The sequence below is a fragment of the Mesorhizobium sp. M8A.F.Ca.ET.202.01.1.1 genome, from assembly GCF_004791595.1.
Taxonomy (GTDB): domain Bacteria; phylum Pseudomonadota; class Alphaproteobacteria; order Rhizobiales; family Rhizobiaceae; genus Mesorhizobium.
In genome coordinates, this window is record NZ_SRUN01000031.1 from 1 (window position 1) to 25,701 (window position 25,701).

Annotated in this window: 22 protein-coding genes and 1 pseudogene; 13 read left to right on the top strand and 10 right to left on the bottom strand. The window is 64.1% G+C overall.

The features are described from left to right. Positions 1–238 precede the first annotated feature (238 nt). Complete coding sequence (locus tag EN845_RS33000) at positions 239–709, bottom strand: VOC family protein (RefSeq protein ID WP_127873579.1); 471 nt, start codon at positions 707–709, stop codon at positions 239–241. A 268-nt stretch (positions 710–977) separates the two neighbouring features. Between EN845_RS33000 and ilvD the strand changes: the two genes are divergently transcribed. After that, positions 978–2,822 (top strand): dihydroxy-acid dehydratase, encoded by a 1,845-nt coding sequence (gene ilvD / locus EN845_RS33005; RefSeq protein WP_127278650.1) that lies wholly within the window; start codon positions 978–980, stop codon positions 2,820–2,822. 159 nt (positions 2,823–2,981) lie between these two features. On the opposite strand, the gene EN845_RS33010 is transcribed toward ilvD, so the two are convergent. Further along, positions 2,982–4,736: an ABC transporter ATP-binding protein gene (locus EN845_RS33010; RefSeq protein ID WP_127278649.1), complete on the bottom strand. Its 1,755-nt coding sequence runs from the start codon at positions 4,734–4,736 to the stop codon at positions 2,982–2,984. A 152-nt stretch (positions 4,737–4,888) separates the two neighbouring features. Between EN845_RS33010 and EN845_RS33015 the strand changes: the two genes are divergently transcribed. Both EN845_RS33015 and EN845_RS33020 read left to right on the top strand, forming a co-directional pair. After that, the gene (locus EN845_RS33015) at positions 4,889–6,169 is read left to right on the top strand and encodes an amidohydrolase family protein (RefSeq protein WP_127278648.1); all 1,281 of its coding nucleotides are present in this window, start codon (positions 4,889–4,891) and stop codon (positions 6,167–6,169) included. A 107-nt stretch (positions 6,170–6,276) separates the two neighbouring features. Then, complete coding sequence (locus EN845_RS33020) at positions 6,277–7,200, top strand: DMT family transporter (protein ID WP_127873578.1); 924 nt, start codon at positions 6,277–6,279, stop codon at positions 7,198–7,200. A 17-nt stretch (positions 7,201–7,217) separates the two neighbouring features. On the opposite strand, the gene EN845_RS33025 is transcribed toward EN845_RS33020, so the two are convergent. After that, positions 7,218–8,120 carry a phosphotransferase family protein gene (locus tag EN845_RS33025; RefSeq protein WP_127873577.1) on the bottom strand — a complete coding sequence of 301 codons (903 nt, stop codon included), beginning with the start codon at positions 8,118–8,120 and terminating at the stop codon, positions 7,218–7,220. A 95-nt stretch (positions 8,121–8,215) separates the two neighbouring features. On the opposite strand from EN845_RS33025, the gene EN845_RS33030 reads away from it, so the two are divergent. Then, on the top strand, positions 8,216–8,848 hold the full coding sequence (locus tag EN845_RS33030; protein WP_127278645.1) for a class I SAM-dependent methyltransferase: 633 nt from the start codon (positions 8,216–8,218) through the stop codon (positions 8,846–8,848). On the opposite strand, the gene EN845_RS33035 is transcribed toward EN845_RS33030, so the two are convergent. Continuing rightward, on the bottom strand, positions 8,845–11,286 hold the full coding sequence (locus EN845_RS33035; protein ID WP_127873576.1) for an FAD-dependent oxidoreductase: 2,442 nt from the start codon (positions 11,284–11,286) through the stop codon (positions 8,845–8,847). The genes EN845_RS33030 and EN845_RS33035 overlap by 4 nt on opposite strands. Continuing rightward, positions 11,283–12,170: a phosphotransferase family protein gene (locus tag EN845_RS33040; protein ID WP_127873575.1), complete on the bottom strand. Its 888-nt coding sequence runs from the start codon at positions 12,168–12,170 to the stop codon at positions 11,283–11,285. The genes EN845_RS33035 and EN845_RS33040 overlap by 4 nt, the downstream gene beginning before the upstream one ends. Before the next feature lie 420 nt (positions 12,171–12,590). On the opposite strand from EN845_RS33040, the gene EN845_RS33045 reads away from it, so the two are divergent. Further along, positions 12,591–13,367, top strand: coding sequence for a DeoR/GlpR family DNA-binding transcription regulator (locus tag EN845_RS33045; RefSeq protein ID WP_127280250.1), 777 nt, complete (start codon positions 12,591–12,593; stop codon positions 13,365–13,367). Here the strand turns inward: EN845_RS33045 and EN845_RS33050 are convergent. From EN845_RS33050 to EN845_RS33065, 4 genes are all read right to left on the bottom strand, one after another. Then, entirely contained in the window at positions 13,364–14,263 is a 900-nt protein-coding gene (locus EN845_RS33050) for an NAD(P)/FAD-dependent oxidoreductase (RefSeq protein ID WP_127280251.1), read from the bottom strand. The genes EN845_RS33045 and EN845_RS33050 overlap by 4 nt on opposite strands. Continuing rightward, entirely contained in the window at positions 14,253–14,702 is a 450-nt protein-coding gene (locus EN845_RS33055; RefSeq protein ID WP_127873574.1) for an Rrf2 family transcriptional regulator, read from the bottom strand. The genes EN845_RS33050 and EN845_RS33055 overlap by 11 nt, the downstream gene beginning before the upstream one ends. A gap of 69 nt (positions 14,703–14,771) precedes the next feature. Continuing rightward, positions 14,772–16,133 (bottom strand): HAMP domain-containing sensor histidine kinase, encoded by a 1,362-nt coding sequence (locus tag EN845_RS33060; RefSeq protein ID WP_127873573.1) that lies wholly within the window; start codon positions 16,131–16,133, stop codon positions 14,772–14,774. A 10-nt stretch (positions 16,134–16,143) separates the two neighbouring features. Next, entirely contained in the window at positions 16,144–16,818 is a 675-nt protein-coding gene (locus EN845_RS33065; RefSeq protein ID WP_127873572.1) for a response regulator transcription factor, read from the bottom strand. Between the two features lie 435 nt (positions 16,819–17,253). Between EN845_RS33065 and EN845_RS33070 the strand changes: the two genes are divergently transcribed. From EN845_RS33070 to EN845_RS33110, 8 genes are all read left to right on the top strand, one after another. Beyond that, complete coding sequence (locus EN845_RS33070) at positions 17,254–17,721, top strand: phospholipid methyltransferase (RefSeq protein ID WP_245511872.1); 468 nt, start codon at positions 17,254–17,256, stop codon at positions 17,719–17,721. After that, a complete protein-coding gene (locus EN845_RS33075; RefSeq protein ID WP_127873571.1) occupies positions 17,718–18,335 on the top strand; it encodes a DedA family protein in 618 nt (205 codons plus the stop codon). Before EN845_RS33070 ends, EN845_RS33075 begins: the two co-directional genes overlap by 4 nt. A 73-nt stretch (positions 18,336–18,408) precedes the next feature. Next, a complete protein-coding gene (locus EN845_RS33080; protein WP_127873570.1) occupies positions 18,409–19,320 on the top strand; it encodes a LysR substrate-binding domain-containing protein in 912 nt (303 codons plus the stop codon). A gap of 211 nt (positions 19,321–19,531) precedes the next feature. After that, entirely contained in the window at positions 19,532–20,686 is a 1,155-nt protein-coding gene (locus tag EN845_RS33085) for an ABC transporter substrate-binding protein (RefSeq protein WP_127873569.1), read from the top strand. 200 nt (positions 20,687–20,886) lie between these two features. Then, positions 20,887–21,885 (top strand): ABC transporter ATP-binding protein, encoded by a 999-nt coding sequence (locus EN845_RS33090; RefSeq protein ID WP_127873568.1) that lies wholly within the window; start codon positions 20,887–20,889, stop codon positions 21,883–21,885. A gap of 250 nt (positions 21,886–22,135) precedes the next feature. Beyond that, positions 22,136–23,101, top strand: coding sequence for an ABC transporter permease (locus EN845_RS33100; protein WP_127873567.1), 966 nt, complete (start codon positions 22,136–22,138; stop codon positions 23,099–23,101). Beyond that, a complete protein-coding gene (locus EN845_RS33105) occupies positions 23,091–23,906 on the top strand; it encodes an ABC transporter permease (RefSeq protein WP_127873566.1) in 816 nt (271 codons plus the stop codon). Before EN845_RS33100 ends, EN845_RS33105 begins: the two co-directional genes overlap by 11 nt. 98 nt (positions 23,907–24,004) lie before the next feature. Further along, a complete protein-coding gene (locus tag EN845_RS33110) occupies positions 24,005–25,432 on the top strand; it encodes a gamma-aminobutyraldehyde dehydrogenase (protein WP_127873565.1) in 1,428 nt (475 codons plus the stop codon). A 161-nt stretch (positions 25,433–25,593) separates the two neighbouring features. Here EN845_RS33110 and EN845_RS36460 read toward each other — a convergent pair. Further along, positions 25,594–25,701, bottom strand: a pseudogene (locus EN845_RS36460) (IS110 family transposase); the annotation flags it as partial.

Sequence of the window (25,701 nt, forward strand, 5' to 3'; positions counted from 1 at the left end):
GTCGGGCCCCAGCTCATCCACGGTTTAAGCCACCTGAGGGGTGACGGGCTCTCGACCGCCGCCACGGATCAGGCAAGCACCTGGTCCGTGGCACCCTCAACAATGCACGATTCCAAACACACAAGGGGTGTTCCAGGGAACGCCAACGTCTCACTCCGCTGGAACACCCCTCATCCGTCTCGGCGCTATCGCGCCGATCCACCTTCTCCCACAAGGGGAGAAGGCAAGATCGCGCTTCTCACCCCTTCGCCGCCGCCTCCAATTTGGCGATGTCGATCTTGCCCATCTGCATCATCGCCGACATCACCCGGCCGGCCTTGGCCCTGTCCGGGTCCTGAAGCAGCCTGGGCAGTTGCTCCGGCACGACCTGCCAGGAGACACCGAACTTGTCTTTCAGCCAGCTGCATTGCGACGGTTCGCCACCGCCTTCGATGAGCCTGTCCCAGAAATAATCGACCTCTTCCTGCGTCTTGCAGTCGATCGACTGCGACATTGCCTCGTTGAACTTGAATTGCGGTCCGCCGTTGAGCGCCTGGAACTGCACGCCGTCGAGTTCGAACGTGGTCACCAGCGCCTTGCCTTCATTTGCATGACCCTCTGGCCAGCGCATCACGCTCAGCACCTTCGAGTTCTTGAAAATGGAGACGTAGAAATTCATCGCCTCTTCGGCCTGGTCGTCGAACCACAGGCAGGTGGTGATCTTTTGCATGTCGCGCTCCTCGGTTGCTTCTTGCTGCTACGGTGAAACGGCTGGCTCCGGGAATGGTGCCATTCCCTTGCCGTTGAACCAAGGACGGGCGTCCGGCGCGCGATCCGACAGGGCATGCAATTTTTTTGCAGACGCCGATTTTCGGTAAGACTCTGGCGCATTGCAAAAATGTGGCCAGACCATACTTGCCGGTCTATAAACCCTGCGATCAAAATTCAGCGCCGCCACGCTCCTCACCGAGCGCAGCCAAGCCAGCCAAGGAAAATTCATGCCCGCCTATCGTTCCCGCACCACCACCCATGGCCGCAACATGGCCGGCGCCCGCGGCCTGTGGCGCGCCACCGGCATGAAGGACAGTGATTTCGGCAAGCCGATCATCGCGGTGGTTAACTCTTTCACCCAGTTCGTGCCTGGCCATGTCCATCTGAAGGACCTTGGCCAGCTCGTCGCGCGTGAGATCGAGAAGGCCGGCGGTGTTGCCAAGGAATTCAACACCATCGCCGTCGATGACGGCATCGCCATGGGCCATGACGGCATGCTCTATTCGCTGCCGTCGCGCGAACTGATCGCCGATTCCGTCGAATACATGGTCAACGCCCATTGCGCCGACGCCATGGTCTGCATCTCCAACTGCGACAAGATCACCCCCGGCATGCTGATGGCCTCGCTGCGCCTCAACATCCCGACCGTCTTCGTCTCCGGCGGACCGATGGAAGCCGGCAAGGTCGTGCTGGCCGGCAAGACCCAGGCGCTCGACCTTGTCGACGCCATGGTCGCGGCCGCCGACGACAAGATCTCTGACGAGGACGTCAAGGTCATCGAGCGCTCGGCCTGTCCGACCTGCGGTTCGTGCTCCGGCATGTTCACCGCCAATTCGATGAATTGTTTGACCGAGGCGCTGGGGCTTTCGCTGCCCGGCAACGGCTCGACACTGGCCACGCATGCCGACCGCAAGCGGCTGTTCGTCGAGGCCGGCCATCTCGTCGTCGATCTCGCCCAGCGCTATTACGAACAGGATGACGAGAGCGCATTGCCGCGCAGCATCGCTTCCAAGGGCGCCTTCGAGAACGCCATGACGCTTGACATCGCCATGGGCGGCTCGACCAACACCGTGCTGCACATCCTGGCCGCCGCGCATGAGGGCGAGGTCGACTTCACCATGGAAGACATCGACCGGCTGTCGCGGCGCGTGCCGGTGCTGTGCAAGGTGGCGCCGGCCAAGTCGGACGTGCACATGGAAGACGTCCACCGCGCCGGCGGCATCATGGCCATCCTCGGCCAACTCGACGAGGCCGGACTGATCAACCGCGACCTGCCGACGGTGCACACCGCCAGCCTCGGCGAAGCGCTCGACCATTGGGATATTTCGCGCACCTCGAGCCAGAATGTGCGCGACTTCTTCCTCGCCGCTCCCGGCGGCGTGCCGACGCAGGTCGCCTTCAGCCAGGACCGCCGTTGGGACGAGCTCGACACGAACCGCGAGACCGGCGTCATCCGCTCGGCGAAGACGCCATTCTCCAAGGACGGCGGCCTTGCCGTACTGAAAGGCAATCTGGCGCTCGACGGCTGCATCGTGAAGACGGCCGGTGTCGACGAGTCGATCCTGAAATTCACCGGTCCGGCTCGCGTCTTCGAAAGCCAGGACGCCAGCGTCAAGGCGATCCTCGCCAATGAGATCAAGGCCGGCGATGTCGTCGTCATCCGCTATGAGGGCCCGCGCGGCGGCCCCGGCATGCAGGAGATGCTCTACCCGACCAGCTACCTGAAGTCGAAGGGCCTCGGCAAGGCCTGCGCGCTGGTCACCGACGGACGCTTCTCCGGCGGCACGTCGGGCCTGTCGATCGGCCATGCTTCGCCGGAAGCGGCGGAAGGCGGGCTGATCGGGCTGGTGCATGAGGGCGACACGATCGAGATCGACATCCCCAACCGTACCATCCGCTTGGCCGTCAGCGACGCCGAACTCGACGCGCGCCGCGCGGCGATGGAGGCCAAGGGCGCGAACGCCTGGAAGCCGGAGGAAAAGCGCAAGCGCAAGGTGACGACCGCGCTGCGCGCCTACGCCGCCTTCGCCACCAGCGCCGACAAGGGCGCGGTGAGGCACGTGCCGGAGTAAGGTTCGCGCCGGCCCCCTCATCCGGCCGCTTGCGCGGCCACCTTCTCCCCGTTGGGGAGAAGAGGCTGACGCCCGCGTTGACGACCTCTTCTCCCCTCGGGGAGAAGGTGGCCCGGAGGGCCGGATGAGGGGGTCTGGCACCTACATTCGAAGGCACCCTCACGGCATCAGCTGATATTCATAAAGCTTCTGGTAAAGCCCGCCCTGCTTGAGCAGGGCACGATGCGCCCCGCTTTCCACCACCTTGCCGGCTTCCAGCACCACGATCGTGTCGGCCTGGTGCACGGTGGACAGGCGGTGCGCGATGACGATCGTGGTGCGCCCTTCCGTCAGTTGTTGCAGCGCGTCGCGGAACAGCGCCTCCGACTCCGCGTCGAGCGCGCTGGTCGCTTCGTCCAGCAGCAGGATTTCGGCGTTGCGCAGCATGGCACGCGCGATGGAAATGCGCTGGCGCTGGCCGCCTGACAAAAGGCCGCCATTCTCGCCGACATCGGTTTCGTAGCCTTTCGGCTGCGCGACGATGAAGTCATGCGCGTTGGCCGCCTTGGCCGCGGCGATCACCTCGTCGTCGGTGGCGCCCTCGCGCCCAAGACGGATGTTATGCATGATCGTGCCGGCAAACAGGAACGTGTCCTGGCTGACATAGGCGATCTTTTCCCTGAGCGAGGCCAGCGTGGCATGGGAAATATCCTGGCCATCGAGCAGCACCCTGCCGCTCTTGGGGTCATACATGCGCATGATCAGGTTGAGGATCGTCGACTTGCCGCCGCCGGAAGGCCCGACCAGCGCCGTCATCTTGCCGGCCTCAAGGGTCAGGTCGAACCCTTCCAGCACCGGCGGGCCGTTCTGATAGGCGAAGCTGACGGCGTCGAACCGTATCTCGCCGGGCCCGGCCTGAAGCGGCTTGGCATCCGGCTTCTCGGCCAATGTCAGCGGCTCGTCGGCCAACTGGAACATCATGCGCACGCCGACAATGCCGCTCTCCAACGAGATACGGACGCGTGCGAGGCGTTTAGCCGGCTCGTAGGCAAGCAGCAGCGCGGCGATGAAGGCCATGATGTTGCCAGGCATCTGGCCGCCCTGCAGAACCAGCAAGCCGCTGATCATGACCGCGCCGGCGATCGCCAGCCCGGCCAGCGTTTCCATCACCGGATTGGTAACCGCTTCCAGCGCGGCGATGTTGTTGGCCCGGTCCTCGACATCGGACACCGCCCTGTACATGCGCTTGCGCATCAGGCCTTCGAGGTTGAAGGACTTGACCACGCGCACTCCGATCGCGGTTTCCTGCATCACCTGGACGATCTGGCCGACCGAGCGGAACTCCATAGCAGCGAACTTGCGGACGCGTTTCAGGATGCGGTTGACGCCATAGATGGCCAGCGGACCGACGACGAAGCAGATCAGCGATAGCGCCGGCTGCTGCCAGACCATGACTCCAATCAAGGCGGCCAGCGTCACCAGATCGCGCACATAGGAGGTGACGATGAGGTCGAGCACGTTGCGCGCCGCCTGGGCATTGTTGGTCATGCGGGTGATCAGGTCGGATGACGAGGTCGAATGGTAGAACTCGATGCCTTGCGCCAGGATGCGGTCATAAATCTTGCGCTGCCGTTCGGCGATGATGGCGTTACCGACCCGGCTCATGAAGTAGGCCTGGACGAAGTTGGCGATGCCCTTGACGATGAAGATCGCGGCGACCGCCACGGCAATCATGTTGACGCGGTCGATCCTTTTGTCGATCACGAATTCATTGGTGATTTCGCGCAGGATCCAGGCGCTGGCGGCCGTCATGCCGGCGACCACCAGCATCGACAGGATGGCGGCGGCGTAGCCGGCCCTGTGCTGCCGGAACGATTCCCTGAGCAGCCTTGCGACGAGGCGCTGGTTTTCCGTCGAGCGGAAGAAGCGAAACAACGGCTGATCCTTGATGCCGGGATGACGAAGGCGGCTTATAGAGGGAGTTGCCGCCGGAGGGAACCTTTCGCGACCATGGAAAGAAACCCGCTGCGGCAGGCTGTCTTTTGAGACACGATGCGACTGTGATTCTTCAAGCGGGATGATGAGAGATGGATTTCGACCTAATCGTTCGTGGCGGCACGCTTCCGGATGGCGGCATCGCCGACATCGGCATCAGCGGCGAGACGATCGCGGCGATCGAGCCGAAGCTCGAGGGTTCCGCGCGGACCGAGGTCGACGCCCGTGGCAATCTGGTGTCGCCGCCCTTCGTCGATCCGCATTTCCATATGGACGCCACGCTGTCCTACGGCATACCGCGCATCAACGCATCGGGCACGCTGCTTGAAGGCATCGCGCTGTGGGGCGAACTGAAGCCGCTTTTGACGCACGAAGCGGTGCGCGACCGCGCGCTCGCCTATTGCGACTGGGCGGTGTCGATGGGGCTGCTTGCCATCCGCACCCATGTCGATGTCTGCGATGACCGGCTACTGGCGGTCGAGGCGCTGCTGGAGGTCAAGAAGACCGTCGCCCCCTATATCGACCTGCAATTGGTGGCCTTCCCGCAGGACGGCTTCTATCGCTCGCCGACGGCGCGCCAAAACACCATTCGCGCGCTGGACATGGGCGTCGACATCGTCGGCGGCATTCCGCATTTCGAGCGCACCATGGCCGACGGCACGTGCTCGGTGACCGAACTGTGCGAAATCGCGGCAGAACGCGGCCTGATGGTCGACCTGCATTGCGACGAGACCGACGATCCCCTGTCGCGCCACATCGAGCAGCTGGCCTATGAAACGCAGCGGCTCGGCCTGCAGGGCAGGGTCGCCGGCTCGCATCTCACTTCGATGCATTCGATGGACAATTACTATGTCTCGAAGCTTCTGCCGCTGATCGCCGAGGCCGGCGTTTCCGCGATCCCCAATCCCTTGATCAACATCATGCTGCAGGGCCGCCATGACACCTTTCCCAAGCGGCGTGGCATGACGCGGGTCAAGGAAATGCTGGCGCTCGGCATCCGTGTCGGCTGGGGTCAGGATTGCGTGCTCGATCCCTGGTATTCGCTCGGCACCGCCGACATGCTCGACGTCGCCTTCATGGGCCTGCATGTCGCCCAGATGTCGAGCCCCGCCGACATGGCGCGCTGCTTCGACATGGTCACCAACGTCAACGCCGCGATCATGGGCCTCGATTATCTAGGGCTGGAGGTCGGCAAGCGCGCCAGCCTGGTGATCCTCGATGCCGGCAATCCGATCGAGGCCCTGCGCCTGCGCGCCGAGCGCATCTGCGTCATCGCCAAGGGTAAGGTGGTGGCGGAAAGGACAAGGCAGGATACCAGGCTGTCCATTCCCGGCAGGCCGGGTCAGGTGAACCGCAGACATATATCCACCTAGATACAGCCGATTCCCGACGCTGGTCTTACTCATTTCCTGATTTCTCCTCGTCAAAGCCACCGCTTCCGTCTACGACGCGGCCAGGCGAGGGAGGAATCGGGGTCGGCATGACGCAACCCGTGGCGCGGAATTCCCCAATCAGGAATGTTCTTCTGGCCGGCATCCTGCTGATGCTGGCCGGCGACTTCCTGTTTGCGCTGAACGACGCAATGGGCAAGTGGCTGGTCGCCAGCTTTTCCGTCGGCCAGGTGGTGCTGATCCGTTCGATCGGCGCCTTTATCGTGCTCGGCCCGATGATCGCCAACCAGGGCGCCGGCAGACTGTTCCAGATGGAGCGGCCCGGGCTGCAGATCCTGCGCGTGGTTGCGACTACGCTCGACACCGCTTTGTTCTACGCCGCCGTCGTCTATCTGCCGCTTGCCGATGTGATGAGCTTCTACATGGCCGGGCCGATCTATGTGGCGGCGCTGTCACATTTCCTGCTTGGCGAAAAGGTCGGCTGGCGCCGCTGGGTGGCGATCCTGCTCGGCTTCTGCGGCGTGGTGATCATGCTGAAACCGTCCTCCGCCGCGTTTTCGTTGTCGTCGAGTTTCGCGCTTGTCGGCAGCCTCGCCTTCGCCTTCGCCATCATCCTCAACCGGCGCCTGCGCGGCACGAGCGACACCAATCTGGTGACATGGCAGACGATCGGCACGCTGGCGGTTGGCGGCGTGCTGACCATCGGCGCCTGGAAGACGCCGTCGCCGCTCGATCTCGGCGCCATGCTGCTGCTCGGCATCGTCTCCTGCGGTGCGCATCTGATGATCACCCGGGCGCTGAAACTGGCGCCGGCCTCGACGCTGGCGCCGCTGCACTACACGCTGCTCCTGTGGGCGGTGGTGTTCGGGCTGGCATTCTTCGGCGACGTGCCCAGCCCGCGCATCCTGATCGGCTCGGGCATCATCGTTCTCGCCGGCCTGTTCATCTTCCACCGCCAGAAGGTGGTCGATACCACGGTGCCGCCGGAGAACGTGCCGAAGGGTGTCAATTAAGGCCGGATTTCGGGTGACTAGCCCTGGCGTATCGCAGCAAGGTGCCTGGAAAACTCTGGTGTCTCCATCAGCGCCTTGCAGCGCGCGAAGCGGCCGTCGGCATAGGCGTGGAAATCGTCCACCGGATTGTTGTTGGCGAGCTGGATCAGCCCCCACAGCGTCCATAACAGGTCGCACATCGCCTTGTAGATGGCGACGCGGCCGCGCTCCGCCGGCTTCGCCTCGCCGCCGAAATAGGCGCGCATCAACTCCTCGTCCTGGGCGGCGTCGAACCTGCCTTCCACGCTGAGATCGCCGAGGTCCCAGAGCGGATCGTTCATCCCGGAATATTCCCAGTCGACGATCCACATCCGCTCGCCCGTATCGAGGAAGTTTTCGCACAGCGGGTCGCAATGGCAGGCGACGAGAGGCAAGGGGCGGACGGCCAAGGCCTCGCGCACGCCGCCGGCCTCGCGCACCACGTCGTGATAGCCGGCGGGCAGGGCGACATCCCTGGTCGACAGCACCTTGAGATAGTCGTCGATCATCGAAAACAGCTCGAAGCGGAAGGGGAAGACCGCGCCGGACGCATGCAGCTTGCGGAAGGCCTCGGCCGCCCGGGCCGGACTGCCCTGCCGGTCCCTGAATTTCTCCGGCGACATCGTCTCGGCACCGGCGATGTAGCGCGTCACCATCAGGCCGGTGGCGGCGTCGGCATGCAGCACCTCCGGGCTGACGCCGGCCTTTGCCGCCTCGCGCGCGGCCACCGCTTCGTTGGCGCGGTTGATGTATTCCTCGGTGCCTTTGCCTGGAATGCGCAGGCAGTAATCGCCGGCCTTGAAGACGAGATTGGTCAGGCCGCCGAGCCGTTCCAGCGGCCCGGTGTAGCCGGCCAGCACCGGAATGGCGGCAAGTCTTGCTCGCGCCTCGTCTGTCTCCATGCCTGCGTCCCCACGCGTTATTTCTTCGCTGCAACGGTTCCACAATTTTCGCCGTTTGGCTATCATTCCGGCAAGACGAAGGAGGTGGTGGACACGTGGCGGACAGCAAACATCATGGCGCGCTCGGCGAAGTCTACGCGGCCAAGCGCCCGGAAGAGGTGGCGGCACTCTATGATCGCTGGTCGCAGACCTACGACGCCGACATGTCGGCGGCCGGTTACCGCCACCCGACGATCTGCCTTGCCTTGCTCGCCCGTCATCTGCCGCGCGGGTCAGCCCCGCTGCTCGACGCCGGGGCAGGGACCGGGCTGATCGGCGAATGGCTCGATATTGCCGGCTATCCCCAGGTCGAGGCGCTGGATATCTCGCAAGGCATGCTGGATCAGGCCGCGCGCAAGGGTGTCTATTCGGCGCTGCATTGCCTGGCGCTCGGCGGCGCCTTGCCTTTTGCCGACGACGCCTATGCCGGCATCATCTCGGCCGGCGTCTTCACCTCGGGTCATGTCGGCGCCGAGGGCTTGGACGAATTGATCCGCATCTGCCGGCCGGGCGGGGTGATCGTGCTGACGGTCAAGAACACGCTATGGGATCAGGGCTTTGCCGCGCGCATCGCCGAACTCGAAGCGCAAGGCCTCGTCACCCGCGCCGAGGAAACTCGCCCTTACGTCTCCATGCCTGGCGAGGCCGATACCGTGCCCAGTCGTGGCCTCGCCTTGCGCGTAAGCTAAGCCTTCACGCGCTCCATTGCCGGGTCGTATAGTGGCTCGAGATGGATATTCGCCGGCGTCCGCTGCATCGCGACCACCAGTTCATAGCTGCCCGAGGCGAGGAAATCATCGCTCACCCCGTCGGCGCTGCGCACATAGCCATAGCCGATATTCTTGCCCACCGTGTAGCCATGGCCGCCGCTGGTCAGATAGCCGACTGGCTCGCCGTCGCGCAGAATGGTTTCGCGGCCGAGCAGCACGATCTCCGGATCGTCGACCGTGAAGCCGGCAAAGCGCTTCTTCAGGGACGCGCCGCCAACCTTCTCGAGTGCACGCCGTCCGACGAAGTCGGTGTTCTTCCTGAGCTTGACCGCCCAGCCGAGCCCGGCCTCCAGCGGTGTGTCGTTGGGCGTGATGTCGGAGCCCCAGGCGCGATAGCCCTTTTCCAGCCGCAGCGATTCCAGCGCGCGGTAGCCGACCGGCCGGATGTCGTGCTCTTTGCCGGCCGCCATCAGCGCGTCGAAGACTTCGCCGGTGGCGGCGATCGGCACGTGCAGCTCCCAGCCCAGTTCGCCGACATAGGTGACGCGCAGCGCCCGCACCGTGTGACCGGCGATGACGATCTCCCTGATATGGCCGAACGGGAAGCTGGCATTCGACACATCGCTCCCGGTCACCGCCGAAAGCACGTCGCGGGCACGCGGCCCCATCAGCGACAGCGTGCCGAAATCCTCGGTGACGTCGGTCAGCCTGGCATCGAGGCCCTCGCCAATATGATCGCTGATCCACGAGGCGTCATGAGTGCGGAAACCGGTGCCGGTGACGATGTAGAATTTCTCCTCGGCAAGCCGCGACACGGTCAGGTCGGCCTCGATGCCGCCGCGCGTGTTGAGAAGTTGCGTGTAGGTCAGCCGGCCGACCGGCTTGCTGACGTCGTTGGCGCAGATCCAGTCCAGCGCCTTCGCCGCGTCGGGGCCGCTCAGCTCGTACTTGGCGAAGGACGACTGGTCGAAGATGCCGACATGTTCGCGCACATGCCGGTGCTCGTCGCCGACGGCAGCAAACCAGTTCTGCCGGCCCATCGAATAGACGTCCTTTGGCTCGACGCTCTCCGGCGCGAACCAGTTTGGCCGCTCCCAGCCGAGCTTCGAGCCGAACACGGCGCGCTGCCGTTTCAACCGCTCATACAGCGGCGAGACGATGCGCGGCCGGCCGCTGGCATACTCCTCGTGCGGAAAGCCGATCGTGTAATGCTTGCCATAGGCTTCCAGCGTGCGCTCGCACACCCAGTGCCGGTCGCGGTGCAGGTTGGAAAAGCGCCTGATGTCGACCACCCACAGGTCGAGCGGCGCCTCGCCGTCGACCACCCATTGCGCCAGCCCCCAGCCGGCGCCGCCGCCCGAGGCGATGCCGAAGGCGTTGAAGCCGGCGCCGACGAACATGTTGGCGCATTCGGGCGCTACGCCGAGGATGAAATTGCCGTCCGGCGTGAAGCTTTCCGGCCCGTTGATCATCTGCTTGACGCCAACGGTTTCCAGCGCCGGCACCCGCGCGATCGCCTGAATCATGTGCTGCTCGAAATGATCGTAGTCGTCGTCGAACAGCCGGAACTCCCAGTCATTGGGCACCTCCCCTGTCGTCCATGCCTGTGGGTTAGGCTCATAGCCGCCCATCACCAGGCCGCCGACCTCCTCCTTGAAATAGGTGCGCCGATCGGGGTCGCGCAGCGTCGGCGCGTCGGTTGCCAGCCCCGCGATCTTCTCGGTGACGATGTACTGGTGTTTCACCGGCTGCAGCGGCACGTTGATGCCGGCCATGGCCCCGACTTGCCGTGCCCATTGTCCGGCGCAGTTCACCACCTTGTCACAGGCAATGTCGCCCTGGTCGGTCTTCACCGCCGTGATGCGGTCGCCCTTCATCTCGAAGCCGGTGACGCGCACGTCCTCATAGAGCTTGGCGCCATGCATGCGCGCGCCCTTGGCCAGCGACTGCGTGATGTCGGAAGGGCTCGCCTGGCCGTCGGTCGGCAGCCAGGAAGCGCCGACCAGATCGCCGGTCTCCATCAGCGGCCACATCGCCTTGACCTCCGCCGGAGACAGCAAGTGCATGTCCATGCCGAAGCTTTTCGCCGTCGTCGCCAGCCTTCTGTACTCGGTCCAGCGGTCGGCATTGGTGGCGAGCCGCAGGCAGCCGGTCATCTTCCAGCCGGTGGCGAGCCCGGTCTCGGCCTCCAGTCCCTTGTAAAGGTCGACGGAGTATTTCAGCACTTGCGTGATCGAGGCCGAAGAGCGCAATTGCCCCACCAGCCCGGCGGCATGCCAGGTCGAGCCCGAGGTCAGCTTGCCCTGTTCGAGCAGCACCACGTCGACCTTGTGGTCGCGCGCAAGATGATAGGCCGTCGAACAGCCGATGATGCCGCCGCCAATGACGACGACCGCGGCCTGGCTAGGCAAGGTCATGATTTCAGGATCCCGTATTTTGTCCGGTAGTTTTCCAGCGCCGCATCGAGCCGCACCAGGTTTTCCTCGGTGTAGGCGACGTAGTCGATGCCGGGCGCGTCGAGATAGAGCTCCGACACCATGCTCCACATCGCCTCGCGCAGCAGCGAGGCGCATTGCATGGCGGCGTGCGAGCGGCGGATCGCCTCGTCAGGCTCCTTCATGAAATAGGCGGTCAGGAAGGCGAAGGATTCCGCGTCGCTCATGCCGGCGTTCGAGGCGACGCCGGCAAGGTCGAACATGGCAGTATTGAAGCCGGCATATTCGAAATCGATCAGCCACAGCCTGCTGCCGTCGTCGAGAATGTTGGCAGGCAAGAGATCATTGTGGCCAAAGACGATCGGCAGCAATTTCTGCGCCCGCTCCAGTTCGTCGGCCAGCGCCAGGAAGCGCGCCAGGTCGCCGCGCTTTCGGCTGCCGCCTTCGTCAAGCGTGCGCGCATAATCGCGGATGACGTGGAACACCCAGAACATGAAGCCGGCGCCGGAGATATGGTTGGGCATCTCCCGGTGAAAGCCGCGCATCAGCGCCGCGACGCGGCCGAGATTGGCGCGCACGTCCTCGGCCAGATAGGTTTTGGCGCCAAGAAACGCCGTCACCAGGATTCCGGGTTCGGCATAATGGACCGCCGGCGCGAAGCCGGCGGCGTGAGCCGCCCGTGCGGTCATCACCTCGCGTTCGCGGAAGACATGGTGGAACGGATAGTCCTGGCCGAAGCGCACCACATGTTTGCCGGCCGCGTCAGTGACCACATAATTGGCATTGCTCAAGCCGCCGGGCAGCGGCGCGATCTCGATGGCGCCCGTCCAGCAGGACAGGGCGCGGATGCGGTCTTCGGCAATCACGGAATCATCCCTGGTTTGCTGACCTGGTTTGCTGGGCTTCGACACGGCGCCACGGGCAGCGCAACCACGGCGGAGGGAAGTGCAAACAATCTCGTCGGTGCGGGACGCCAGGATTGGTATCCCGCACCGCACCGACGAGCCCCTTGGCCAGGTTTTTGAACCCGGCATCCGCCCCCGCGGATCTGAAAATTCCTTGCGCCAGGCACGTTACAGGCTGCCTGGTCAGTGAGTTGCGGCCCTGCCAATTACCCTCCCGCGCAGCTCCGAACCCCTGTTGAGGTTGGATTTCACGCCAGGGTTGCCCTTCTGTCAATAAAAAGATGTGACTTTTTTTGGGTATTTTGCCCGAAAGCAATGGGCAATTCCTTTAAAAACGTTAGGAATGCCCTAGAATCGGGCAATTTTCCGGGGCGCGCGCATATGATCCACTCGAAACGGCATGGCGAAATCCTGCGGCTGCTGCAGGAAGAGGGAACCGTCACCATCGCCAGCCTGGCCGACCGGTTGGGCGTGTCGCTCGAAACCGTGCGCCGTGACGTCAAGCCGCTCACCAGCGACGGCTCGGTTCTGAAGATGCATGGCGCCATCGGTCTGCCGTCGATGATCGGCGAAGCGCCGTTCGAACGGCGCATGCGTGAGCATGCCGACGCCAAGCGCAGCATTGCCCGCGCGGTCGCGGCCACCATCCGTGACGGCGAATCGATCATGCTCGACACCGGCACCACGACGTCGTTCCTGGCGCGCGAACTGCTCGGCCACCGGCGCCTGACGGTCGTCACCAACTCGTCCGATATCGCCCGTACGCTGGCCACCATCAACGGCAACAAGGTCTATATGGCCGGCGGCGAGTTGCGCAGCGATTCAGGCGCCGCGTTCGGGACGTCGGCCATCGAGTTCGTCAGCCGCTTCTCGGTCAGCCACGCCATTATCTCCACCGGCGCCGTGGATGCGCTGACGGGCGTCATGGACTATGATCTGGAAGAGGCGGAATTCGCCCGCATGGTGCTGTCGCGCGGCCAGCGCTCGCTCGTCATCACCGACCACACGAAGTTCGGCCGCCAGGGTCTGGTTCAGGTCTGTGGCTTCGACGGCTTTTCCGAGCTCGCCACCGACCGCGCGCCGCCGCATGACATTGCCGCCGCGCTCGCACAGGCCGGCGCGCGGCTCAGCATCGCCCGCGGCGAAGCCGGAATTTAGCCGAACACCAAGGATTGATGGGCGCACACGCCCGCGAAAGTGCCACCCGACACGGCGAAGGCGATGTTATGCATCGCGCGTGCCGCGTCTCCGGCGGCATACACGCTGGGTATCGTCGTCTGCTGCCTGTCATCGACTGATATCATCGGGCCAAGCAGGCCGTCCTTGAAGTCGCAACCGAGCTGTTCTGCCAGCGGGCTCGCCATCGTGTTGCGGGGCGCGGTGAACATCGCCTTGACGCCCGCCTTTCGGCCGCCGTCGAGGTGGACAACCAATCCGCCGGCGCCGTCTTCCCCGAGTTCGCTGACCGGCGCGGGCTCAAAGCTGACATTCTTGCCCTCCAGGGCAAGCATCTCCTCGGCGTCGGGCTCGATCAGGCCGTTGCCGAACAGCGTGACGTCACCCCAGTCGGAAATCAGCTGGGCCTGATGTATGGACATCGGACCGGTCGCGAGCACGCCAAGCGGCCCGCCGGAAACCTCGTAGCCATGGCAATAGGGACAGTGCAGCACGGTCCTACCCCATTGTCCGGCGAGCCCGGGAACCTCCGGCAGGATGTCGCGAACGCCGGTGGCAAGCACCAGCCGGGCGGCGCCGAATGTGTCGCCGCCATCGACGGCGATTTCGAAATCGCTTGTGCTGTTGGCAATGGCTTTGTCCGCACGTGCGGTGACAAGCCTGGCCGTCGGATAGGCAAGCAATTGCCGCCTTGCATCGTCGAGGATCGCGCCGGGCGTTCGCCCGTCCTGGCCGAGGAAGCCGTGCGAATGCGTGGCGAAGCGGTTGCGTGGCTGGCCGGCGTCGATCACCAGCACGTTGCGCCGCGCCCGCGCCGCCTGGATGGCGGCGGACAGGCCGGCGAAGCTGCCGCCGACGACGGCAAGATCATACTGCATGGCTGGAGACTCCAATGAGGGCGTAACGGCGGCGGAAATCGGCGGTCAGGTCGGCCAGCGTGATGCGGCTGAGCTTCTCCGCCAGCAGCTTCTCGGCCGCGACGCGAAAATCGTCGAGAACGGCGATCACCGCTTGCTCGACCAGACAGCCTGGGCTTTCCGGCTCGGTGCTGAAGGGCAGCAGCGTCTCGCCAAGAGCCACGCTGATCTCGGCCAGTGAAATGTTTTCGGGCGCGCGCCCGAGCAGCCAGCCGCCGCCATGCCCGCGCGACGAGGTGACGATGCCGGCATCGCGCAAGCCGCCAATGGTCCGGCGCACCACCACCGGATTGGTGTGGATGAAGGTGGCAAGCTGCTCGGAGGTCAGCGCCTGTTCGGGCTTCTCCGCCATGTGGACGAGAATGTGCAGGGTGGAAGACAGGCGACTGTTGCGTTTCATGTAACTTAATTAGTTACGATTCTTCGCGATGTCAAACACGCGAAGGTCGCTTAATGATTTACGGCGACGCTATGCCGGCAAAGCGCGAAAACTCATCCTGAAGCAGGCGCCGCTCGGTTTGCCGTCAAGGATCTCGATGCGGCCGCCATGGAGATGCATGATTTCCTGCACGAGGTTGAGGCCGAGGCCGGCGCCGTGATCCTGCGGACGCAGCCGGTAGAAGGGCTCGAAAATGCGCTCCCGCTCGCCCGGCGGCACGCCGTCGCCTTCGTCCCGGACCTCGATGATGGCGGGCATTGTGACGCTGACGGTGATCTTGCCGGCGCGGCCGCCATGCTCGATGGCGTTCTGCACGATGTTGGTCACCGCGCGTTCGATCGCGGTGCGGTCGCCGGTGGCAAAAAGCGTGTCCCGTTCCGGCTCGAACGACATTTCGTAGCCGGCCGAGAACGCCATCGGCGCGAGGTCGACGATGACGCCGCGCGCGATCGCCACGAGGTCTACCTTTTCGAAGGCCGTTGTCTGCCGGTCGAGGCGCTGCAGGTCGAGCAGCTGGTCGGTCAGCGTCGAAAGCCGTGCCGCATCCTGCAGCAGCCTTGCCCGCTCCGGCGTCGCCGGCAGCGAGGCAAGGCGCGTGTTGAGGATGGCGACCGGTGTCCTGAGTTCATGGGCGGCGTCGGTCAGGAAGCGCTTGTGGCGTTCATAGCCCTTGTCCAGGCGCGCAAGGGCGGCGTTCACCGCCTTGACCAGCGGCGTCACTTCCTTTGGCACATCTTTCAGCGGCAGCTGCACGCCACGCTGGTCGATGTCGATGCGTTCGGCCTCTGCGGCCGCATGGCCAAGGCCTGACAGTGCGCCGCGCACCACCCATGGTGTCGCGACCAGCGTGGCCAACGCCATCAGCCCGGCGAGCGGCAATATGCCTTGCAGGAAGAATTGCGGCGCCCGGCCGAGCAGGCGCAGCAGCGAAAGCCCGCCCTTGGTGCCGCTGAAGATCTGGACATTGCCGGCCGCCGTATCGGTCCAGCGGATCTTTCCCTCCGGCGGCGCGGCTTGTCCGATTGCGTGGTCGATACGGGCGTCGCTGATAGTGTCCAGCAGTCCGACAAAGGGCTGGAAAATGGCCGGCACCCTGCCTTCTTCCAGTCGCTGCCCTTGCTTGTCGCGGATGATGAACCAGAGGTCCGGAACGTTCGAGCGCAGCTTTGCCATATCTGGCGTCTCGGTGATGACAAGCTTGCCGCCGGCATCGCGTGTCACTGCATCCGCCAGCACGTCCATTGTACCGTCCTCGTAGTCATGCGGGATAAGGCCGGTGGCCAGCATGGCGCCGAGAATGCCGACGATGATCAGCGTCAGCATCGCGCATTGCAGCAAGGCGATACGCAGCACCAGGCTCCATTTGAGCGAACGCGGGCGCTTGAGGCTCATAGCTCGGCGCTCATGTCGTTTCGCGCAGGAGATAGCCGACGCCGCGAATGCCATTGATCGTCACGCCGGCATCGGCATCGGCGAGTTTGCGGCGCAGGCGCGAGACGTGGGTGTCGAGCGCGTTGGACTGGATCTCGTCGTCGAGGCCGAACACCGCCTCCATCAGCGCCTCGCGCTGCACCATGCGGCCGGTCCGGCGCATCAGCGCCTCCAGCACCAGGAGTTCGCGCCGCGGCAGGCTGAGCGGTTCGGCACGGATCGACGTTTCGCGATGCCCGACGTCGAGCACCAGGTCGCCGGCGCGGATGAATTGCGACTGCATCGGTGCCGGGCGCCTGAGCAGCGCGCGCAACCGGGCAAGCAATTCCTCGAAGGCGAATGGTTTTGCCAGATAGTCGTCCGCGCCCATGTCCAGCCCATCGACCTTGTCCGCTGTGTCGCCTCTCGCCGTCAGCATCAGCACTGGCGTGGTGTTCTTGGCCGAACGCAATCTGGGCACCAGCGACAGCCCGTCGCCATCCGGCAACTGGCGGTCGAGCAGGATCGCGTCGTAGCTGTCGGCGGCGACGAAGCCTTCGGCTTCGATGAGCGTGCCGGCATGATCGACCACCATGTCGTGGCGCTTCAGCGCGGCACGTAAGGCAGAGACCATTTCGGGCTCGTCCTCGACCAGCAAGATTCGCATCGACAGTTCTCCAGCAACGGCAACAGCTTCGGGCGCTACCGCGCCAACATTGCGCAAACATGGCAAAGCCGAACGGCCCGGGGTCGACAGGCGCTTTCTTTGGCTCTCCGAGATTGCGCAATGTCTATGCAACCCAGTCGCGGCAAACAGCGCCGGTCGGCACGAATCGCCCATGCCGGCGTGAAGGCGTCGGGCCCGAATATGCAACAGGTCGGGCCCGACGTTGAAGCGAAATGACGCTGAAGCGAAATCAGGTGGCACACCAGACTGGTTGGCGTGCTGTTGTCTCGGATTGAGGTTACCATGCCCGCAAATGATGCTCTGTCTTTTCTCATGGCGTGGACCGTCGCGCCGTTCAGGGTCGGCTCCGTCACGCCGTCCAGCTCCAGCCTGGCGGCATTGATGACCCGTGACATCGGACCTGAGACAGGCCCCGTGCTGGAGCTCGGTCCAGGAACAGGTCCTTTCACACGGGCGCTGCTGTCGCGCGGGGTGAAGGAGGAGGATCTGACGCTGATCGAGTCCGATCCGGATTTCGCCGCGCTGCTCATGCGTCGTTTTCCTGCCGCCCGGATTTTTGAAATGGATGCTGTCGGCCTGCGCCATCTGTCGCTCTTCCACCGGCCGGTGATTGGCGCTGCCGTCAGCGGCTTGCCTTTCCGGCTGATTTCGCCGCGGAAGACGCTCGCCATTCTCGAAGGTGTTTTCGCGAACCTTCGTCCCGGCGGAGCCCTCTATCAGTTCACGCTCGGACGGCGCTGTCCGTTCGACCAGTCGCTGCTCGACCGGCTCGATCTTGAGGTCACGCGGGTTGGTCATACGTTCCGCAATTTCCCGCCGGCGACGGTCTATCGCATCGCCAGAATCAAGGCAGCCGGAACTTATGACTGGCGCTTCGCATGACGGGACCATTGTCGGTCATTCTCGGCTTCGGCCTGTTCGGCGTCTTTTGCCTTGCCTTCACCGAGAAGATCCTGCCGATTCCGCCCTCGCATGTGTTGCTGCTGTTTCTCGGCATGACGGCCGCGCCTGACGGTGCGACGCTGGCGATCCTGTTGGCGGTGACGACTTCCGCCTCCTTCACCGGCTGTCTTGTCTGGTATGGGGTCGGCCGCCGGATCGGGTTCGACCGCGCCGACAGGCTGATCGGACGAGCCGGCAGATATGTCTTCCTGCGCCCCGAAACCTATCGCAAGCTTGGCCAGGCCTATCGCCGCAATCATGTCAGGGTATCCTTGCTGGCGCAGTTCATCCCGACCGTGCGCAATTACCTGCCGATCGCAGCTGGCGCGCTGTGTCTGCCTGCCTTGCCTTTCGCGGCCGCGACGCTGCTTGGCGCCACCATATGGAATGCGGGCTTTCTCCTGACCGGCTATCTCATGCACGGCAGCGGCCAGGATTCTTTCACGGTGGGCTTGCGCATCATCGTTATTGTCGTGGCGCTGGAGGCGGCCTTCATGCTTGCGTGGCGCTATGGCCCGACATGGCGACGCCGCATCAGGCTGATGCTCGGCTGAACGCGCCACCGGGTCATGGGATAAGCTCCGCGATCCGCTTTCCTTCGCTTGCCTGCCGGTGTTTAGTCCGGCCATGGCCTTCACCATCCGCCAGTTGCAGTTCTTCGTCGCCGTTGCCGAGCAAGGCACGGTGTCGCGCGCGGCGCAAAACCTCTCCATCTCGCAATCGTCGGTCACCGAAGCGATCAAGGAACTTGAAAGCGATCTCGGCGTCGAACTGTTCGAGCGCCATCCGCGCGGCCTCAACATCACCCACAAGGGCCACCAGTTCCTGCGTCACGCGACAAAGATCCTCGCCGACGTATCCGACGCCCGCCGCTCTTTTTCCGGCGAACAGGCCGTCGCCGGTGGCCGGCTGCAGCTCGGCGTCACCTCTCTGGTCGCCGGCTATGTGCTGTCGGATCTGCTTTCCCGCTACCGCCGCGCCTATCCCGGCGTCGAGGTGTCGGCCATAGAGGACAATGGCGACTACCTCGAACATTTGCTGATCGGCGGCAAGCTCGACATTGCCGTCATGGTCACCTCCAATTTGCGCGACCGCACTGCCCTGCAATCGGAAATCCTCGAAGTCTCGGCCTATCGGCTGTGGCTGCCGCTCGGCCATCCCTTGGCTGGCGCCGACATCATCGGCATCGGCGATATCGCCTCCGAACCGCTGATCATGCTCACCGTCGACGAGATCGAGGAGAACACCGGCAAGCTGCTGACGGCGATCGGCGCCAGGCCGCACGTCGCCTTCCGCACCCGTTCCGTGGAAGCCGTGCGCAGCCTCGTCGCCACCGGCGCCGGCGTGGCGCTGCTGCCAGATCTCGTCTACCGGCCCTGGTCGCTGGAAGGCGACCGTATCGAATCGCGCGACATTTCGGGCGCCTTGCCGGTGGTGCAGGTCGGCATGGTCTGGCGGCGCGGCTCCGGCCTGCCGCAGGCAGCACGCGACTTCATCGGGCTTGCCCAGTCGCAACGGACGGTCCGCCAGCGGCCCTGATCCGCGGCGATCTATCGGAAAAACCGATATCGCCCTTCTGATAAATGAATTTGCGAAACCGGAATTTTCCAAGCACCTTCCGTTCAGGGACCAAAGCCGCCATCAGAGCGGCATCAGTCCATTGGACGAACTGGCACGTTTTTCAGTCCGCGCGTGATCTGGCGAAAACCGGAGCGGTTTCAGGGTCACGCGCCAAAATGGGAGATCGATGATGAATTCATTCCTGAAGTCATGCACTGCGCTGACGGTCGCGCTGACCTTCTCCGGTCAGGTGGTTGCCCAGGTCAAGGAACTGGGCAAGGGGGAAGGCCAAGTCAACATCGTTGCCTGGCCGGGCTATATCGAGCGCGGCGAGACCGACAAGGGCTATGACTGGGTCACCGCCTTCGAGAAGGAGAGTGGCTGCAAGGTCAACGTCAAGACCGCCAACACATCCGATGAGATGGTGTCGCTGATGAACGAGGGCGGCTTCGACCTCGTCACCGCTTCAGGCGATGCCTCGCTACGCCTCGTCGCCGGCAAGCGCGTGCAGCCGATCAACACCGATCTCATCGCGAGCTGGAAGACGGTCGACGACCGGCTGAAGGACGCGCCCTGGTTCACCGTCGACAAAGTGCATTACGGCGTTCCCTATCAGTGGGGTCCGAACATCCTGATGTACAACACCGAGGTGTTCAAGGAAGCGCCGAAGAGCTGGAATGTCGTTTTCGAGGAAATGAAGCTGCCGGATGGCAAGTCCAACAAGGGCCGTGTCCAGGCCTATGACGGACCGATCCACATCGCCGATGCCGCCAACTACCTGATGTTCCACAAGCCGGAACTCGGCATCAAGGATCCCTACGAATTGAACGAGGACCAGTACAAGGCGGCGCTCGAATTGCTGCGCGTCCAGCGCACGCTGGTCGGCCGCTACTGGCATGACGCCGCCATCCAGGTCGATGACTTCCAGAACGAAGGCGTGGTTGCTTCGGGCTCGTGGCCCTATCAGGTCAACACACTTGTCGCCGCCAAGAAGCCGGTCGCCTCGACCGTGCCGGAAGAAGGCGTCACCGGCTGGGCCGACACAACCATGATGGAAGCCGACGCGGCGCACCCGAACTGCGCCTATATGTGGCTCGAGCATTCGCTGGCGCCGAAGGTGCAGGGCGATGTCTCGGCCTGGTTCGGTTCGCTGCCGGTCGTGCCCGCCGCCTGCAAGGGCAACGAGTTGCTCGGCGAGGAAGGCTGCAAGACCAACGGTTACGACAATTTCGACAAGATCAAGTTCTGGAAGACGCCGGTCTCGAAATGCGTCACCCAGAATGATCAATGCGTGCCTTACTATCGCTGGGTGTCCGATTATATCGGCGTCATCGGCGGACGGTGATTTTCGCCGCGCATCTATTGATAAGTTGACGCTGCCCCTCACCCTTACCCTCTCCCCGTGAAGAACGGGGAGAGGGTACCGTCAGCGTTGAAGCGCGTCCCTTCTCCCCGTCCCTATTACGGGGAGAAGGTGCCGGCAGGCGGATGAGGGGCAGCGCCAACGCCCGAGATTTTGACGAGCCTGACAGATCAGGACACCCAATGACCCCAGCCGTTTCCTTTCAAAAAGTCTCGCGCCATTTCGGCAGTGTTCGCGCTGTCGACGCGGTCGACCTCGACATTGCGCCCGGCGAATTCTTCGCCATGCTGGGGCCATCGGGTTCGGGCAAGACGACGTGCCTGCGTCTCATCGCCGGCTTTGAGCAGCCGACGGCGGGTTCCATCTCGATCTTCGGCGAGCGCGCCGAGGGCGTGCCGCCCTATCGCCGCAACGTCAACACAGTGTTCCAGGACTATGCGCTGTTCCCGCACCTCAATGTGCTCGACAACGTCGCCTACGGACTGATGGTCAAGCGCGTCGGCAAGGCCGAGCGGCACAAGGCGGCGGAAGAAGCCTTGTCACTGGTGCGGCTGCCCGGCTACGGCGCGCGCCGGCCCGGCCAGCTCTCCGGCGGCCAGCGCCAGCGTGTCGCGCTGGCGCGTGCGCTGGTCAACCAGCCCAAGGTGCTGCTGCTCGACGAGCCGCTCGGCGCGCTCGACCTCAAACTGCGCGAAAACATGCAGGAGGAGCTGAAATCACTGCAGAAGGCGCTCGGCATCACCTTCGTCTTCGTCACCCACGACCAGGGCGAGGCACTGTCGATGGCCGACCGCGTCGCCGTCTTCAATGACGGCAGGATTATGCAGATCGGCACGCCGGAAGACATCTATCAGCGCCCAAGCACGCGCTTCGTCGCCGATTTCGTCGGCTCGTCCAACGTGCTGCCGCCGGACTTCGTCCAGCGTTATTCCGGCCAGCACCGCTGGGGGAGTCTCAGGCCCGAATCCATTCGCGTCGGCCGCGCCGCGAGCGGCGAGGGCGTGGCCGCGCGTCTCGTCTCGACCAACTATCTCGGCGCCACCACCAGGCTGGCGCTCGATGCCGACGGGTTGAAGCTGCACGCCGTGGTGCCGGCGGGGACAGTGCTGCCTAGGGAAGGCGAGGCTGTTGTGCTCACCTTCAATCGCGAGCATCTGCATCTGATGGACGAGCCGGCATGATGAAGGTTTGCGCGATTAGAGTCTCCAGCGTGGCGCTCTACGGCGCCCCCCTCTGGCCTGCCGGCCATCTCCCCCACGAGGGGGGAGATTGGATGTCGCGACTGCTTTCGCCAATCAGCAACGTTGCGGGAATGAGCGAGGCGCTGAAGCTGCCAATCTCCCCCCTCGTGGGGGAGATGTCCGGCAGGACAGAGGGGGGCGTGAAGGATCGCTGCCTCTCCTATAAGCCCCACTGCCACAGGGTGGTCCCATGACCATCGCCGCCCTCAACGCCAATCCCGCCCCAGCCATCCTGCCCGGCAGCGGCGGCCTGCGCGGCGCGCTGTCGGACCTGTTCTGGCGCCGGCCGAAACTGCTTCTCCTGCTCATGCTGCTGCCGCCGGTTCTGTGGCTCGGCATCGTCTATATCGGCTCGCTGTTCGCGCTGTTGGCGCAGAGCTTCTTCTCCATCGACGAGTTCTCCGGCCTCATCAACCGGCAGTTCACGCTGAAGACCTATGGCGACCTGTTGCAGGCCGCCAATCTCGACATCATCCTGCGCACGGTGACGATGGCGGCACTGGTCACACTGGCCTCGGCTATCGTCGCCTTCCCCATAGCCTACTATGCCGCGCGTTACGCGCGCGGCCGCTGGAAAGCGCTGTTCTATCTCGGCGTCATGCTGCCGCTGTGGTCGAGCTATCTGGTCAAGATTTATGCCTGGAAGCTGATCCTGGCCAAGGAAGGCATTTTGACCTGGCTGCTCGCCAAGCTGCATCTGCTGTGGCTGCTCGATGGCTGGCTCTCGCTGCCCGTGGTCGGCGGCAATTCGCTGTCGGTGTCCTTTACCGGCACCTTCATCGTCTTCGTCTATGTCTGGCTGCCCTTCATGATCCTGCCGGTGCAGGCGGCCCTCGAGCGCGTGCCCGGCAATCTGGTCGAGGCCTCGTCCGATCTCGGCGCCTCGCCCGGCCAGACCTTCCGCAACGTGCTGTTCCCGCTGGCGCTGCCCGGCATCGTCGCCGGCTCGATCTTCACCTTCTCACTGACGCTGGGCGACTACATCATCCCGCAGATCATCGGCACCTCGCGCCTGTTCATCGGCCAGGCCGTCTATTCGCAGCAAGGTACCGCCGGCAACATCCCGCTCGCCGCCGCCTTCACCGTGGTGCCCATCGTCATCATGGGTTTCTACCTCTGGGGCGCCAAGCGCATGGGGGCCTTCGATGCGCTCTGACCGCGGCCAGTCGGCTCCCCTTGGCCTGAAGATCGCGGCCGCCTGCGGCCTGCTCTTCCTGCATCTGCCGATCCTCCTGATCTTCGTCTATGCCTTCACCACCGAGGAGAAGAGCTTCGTCTGGCCGCCGCCGGGCTTGACCACGCAATGGTTCGCCGTCACCTGGAACCGACCCGATGTCTGGGAAGCGCTGTCACTGTCGGTCCGCGTCGCCGCCATCTCGACCACGATTGCGCTGGTGCTCGGCACGCTGTGCGCCGCCGCCGTGTCGCGAACGAAATTCTTCGGCCGCGAAACCATCTCGCTGCTGGTCATCCTCCCGATCGCGCTGCCCGGCATCATCACCGGCATCGCGCTGCGCTCGGCCTTTGCGCTGGCCGACATTCCGTTCTCGTTCTGGACGATCGTGCTCGGCCACGCCACTTTCTGCGTGGTCGTGGTCTACAACAATGCGGTCGCCCGGTTCCGCCGCTCCTCGGGTTCGATGATCGAAGCTTCGATGGATCTCGGCGCCGACGGCTTCCAGACCTTCAGGCATGTCGTGCTGCCCAACATCGCCACGGCACTGCTTGCCGGCGGTATGCTGGCCTTCGCGCTGTCCTTCGATGAGGTCATCGTCACCACCTTCACCGCCGGCCAGCAGCAGACCGTGCCGATCTGGATGCTGGAGGAACTGATCCGCCCGCGCCAGCGACCGGTCACCAATGTCGTGGCCATGGTCGTCGTGCTGGTGACGCTGCTGCCGATCCTTTTTGCCTACTACCTGACCCGCGACGGCGACCAGATCGCCGGAAGCGGGAAATGAAAAAAAGCGAATAGGGAGTAGCGAGTAGCAGAAATCGACAGCCAAACCCTGCTCGCTATTCGCTGCTCCTCATTCGCTCCTTCCAAGGGAGAAATCTGATGGACACCCAGATGCTGATCGGCTCGAAATTCGAAAAGGGCACCGAGACCGACGAGCCGATCCTCAATCCGAAGACCGGGGCGACCATTCTCAACCTGCCGGAAGCCAGCCAGGCACAGATCGAGGCCGCCGTGGCGGCCGCCGAACAAGCGTTCGTCTCGTGGTCGCGCACCACGCCGGCGCAACGCTCCGGCTACCTGCTCAAAATCGCCGACCGCATCGAAGCCGAGGCCAGGGAGTTCGCCACGCTCGAAGCGCTGAACTGCGGCAAGCCGATCAACGCCGTGCTCAATGACGAAATCCCGGCCATCGTCGACTGCTACCGCTTCTTCGCCGGCGCGGTGCGATCCATGCCCGGCGTCGTCGCGGGCGAATATCTGCCGGGCCATACCTCGATGGTGCGGCGCGACGCGATCGGCATCGTCGCTTCGATCGCGCCGTGGAACTATCCGCTGATGATGATGGCCTGGAAGCTGGCGCCGGCGATTGCCGGCGGCAACACCGTGGTCTTCAAGCCGTCGGAACAGACACCGCTGACGACGTTGAAGCTGGCCAGGATTCTGGCCGACGTGCTTCCCGAGGGCGTCGTCAATGTCGTGCTCGGCCGGGGCGACAGCGTCGGCAACACGCTGATCAATCACCCCAAGGTCAATATGATCTCGATCACCGGCGACGTCGCCACCGGCAAGAAGGTACTGCAGGCCGCCGCCAAATCGGTCAAGCGCACGCATCTGGAACTCGGCGGCAAGGCGCCGGTCATCGTCTTCGACGACGCCGACCTCGGCGCCGTCGTCAACGGCCTGCGCGCCTTCGGCTACTACAATGCCGGTCAGGACTGCACAGCGGCCTGCCGCATCTATGCCGGCAAGAAAATCTACGACAAGCTCGTCGCCGACCTCTCCTCCGCCGTCTCGACCATCAGATACAACCAGCCCGACGACACCGAGAACGAGATCGGGCCGCTGATCTCGCGCCGCCAGCGCGACCGCGTATCGAGCTTCGTCGAGCGCGCTTCGGAACTGAAACACATCGAGATCACCACCGGCGGCAAGCCGGGCGAGGGCACCGGCTTCTACTACCAGCCGACAGTCGTCGCCGGCGCGCTGCAGGAAGACGAGATCGTGCGCCGCGAAGTGTTCGGCCCGGTCGTCTCGGTCACTCGTTTCACGGATGTCGACGAGGCGGTGAACTGGGCCAACGACAGCGATTACGGCCTGGCCTCGTCGGTGTGGACGAAGGACGTCTCGCGTGCCATGGCGACAGCGGCACGCCTGCAATATGGCTGCACCTGGATCAACACCCACTTCATGCTGACCAACGATATGCCGCATGGCGGCCTGAAACAGTCCGGCTACGGCAAGGACATGTCACTCTACGCGCTGGAGGACTACACCGCCGTGCGCCATGTGATGGTTGCGCATGGGTGAGGAGCGGTCCGCGCAGCGGACGAAAAGCCCCTAAATGGGCTTTTCGAGCGACGAACGCCCGGAGCCATAGCGAAGGGCCGGACGGTGGCCACTTTCCCTTCTCCCCTTGTGGGAGAAGGTGGATCGGCGCGCAGCGCCGAGACGGATGAGCAACTGTGTTTTCAGGCTTTGTCTGGATACCAGGGTTGGTTGTGTCGAAGCATGGCGCTGAGGATGGTCATAATCTTTCGGGCCACGGCGACGATGGCGACCTTTGGTTGCTTACCGTT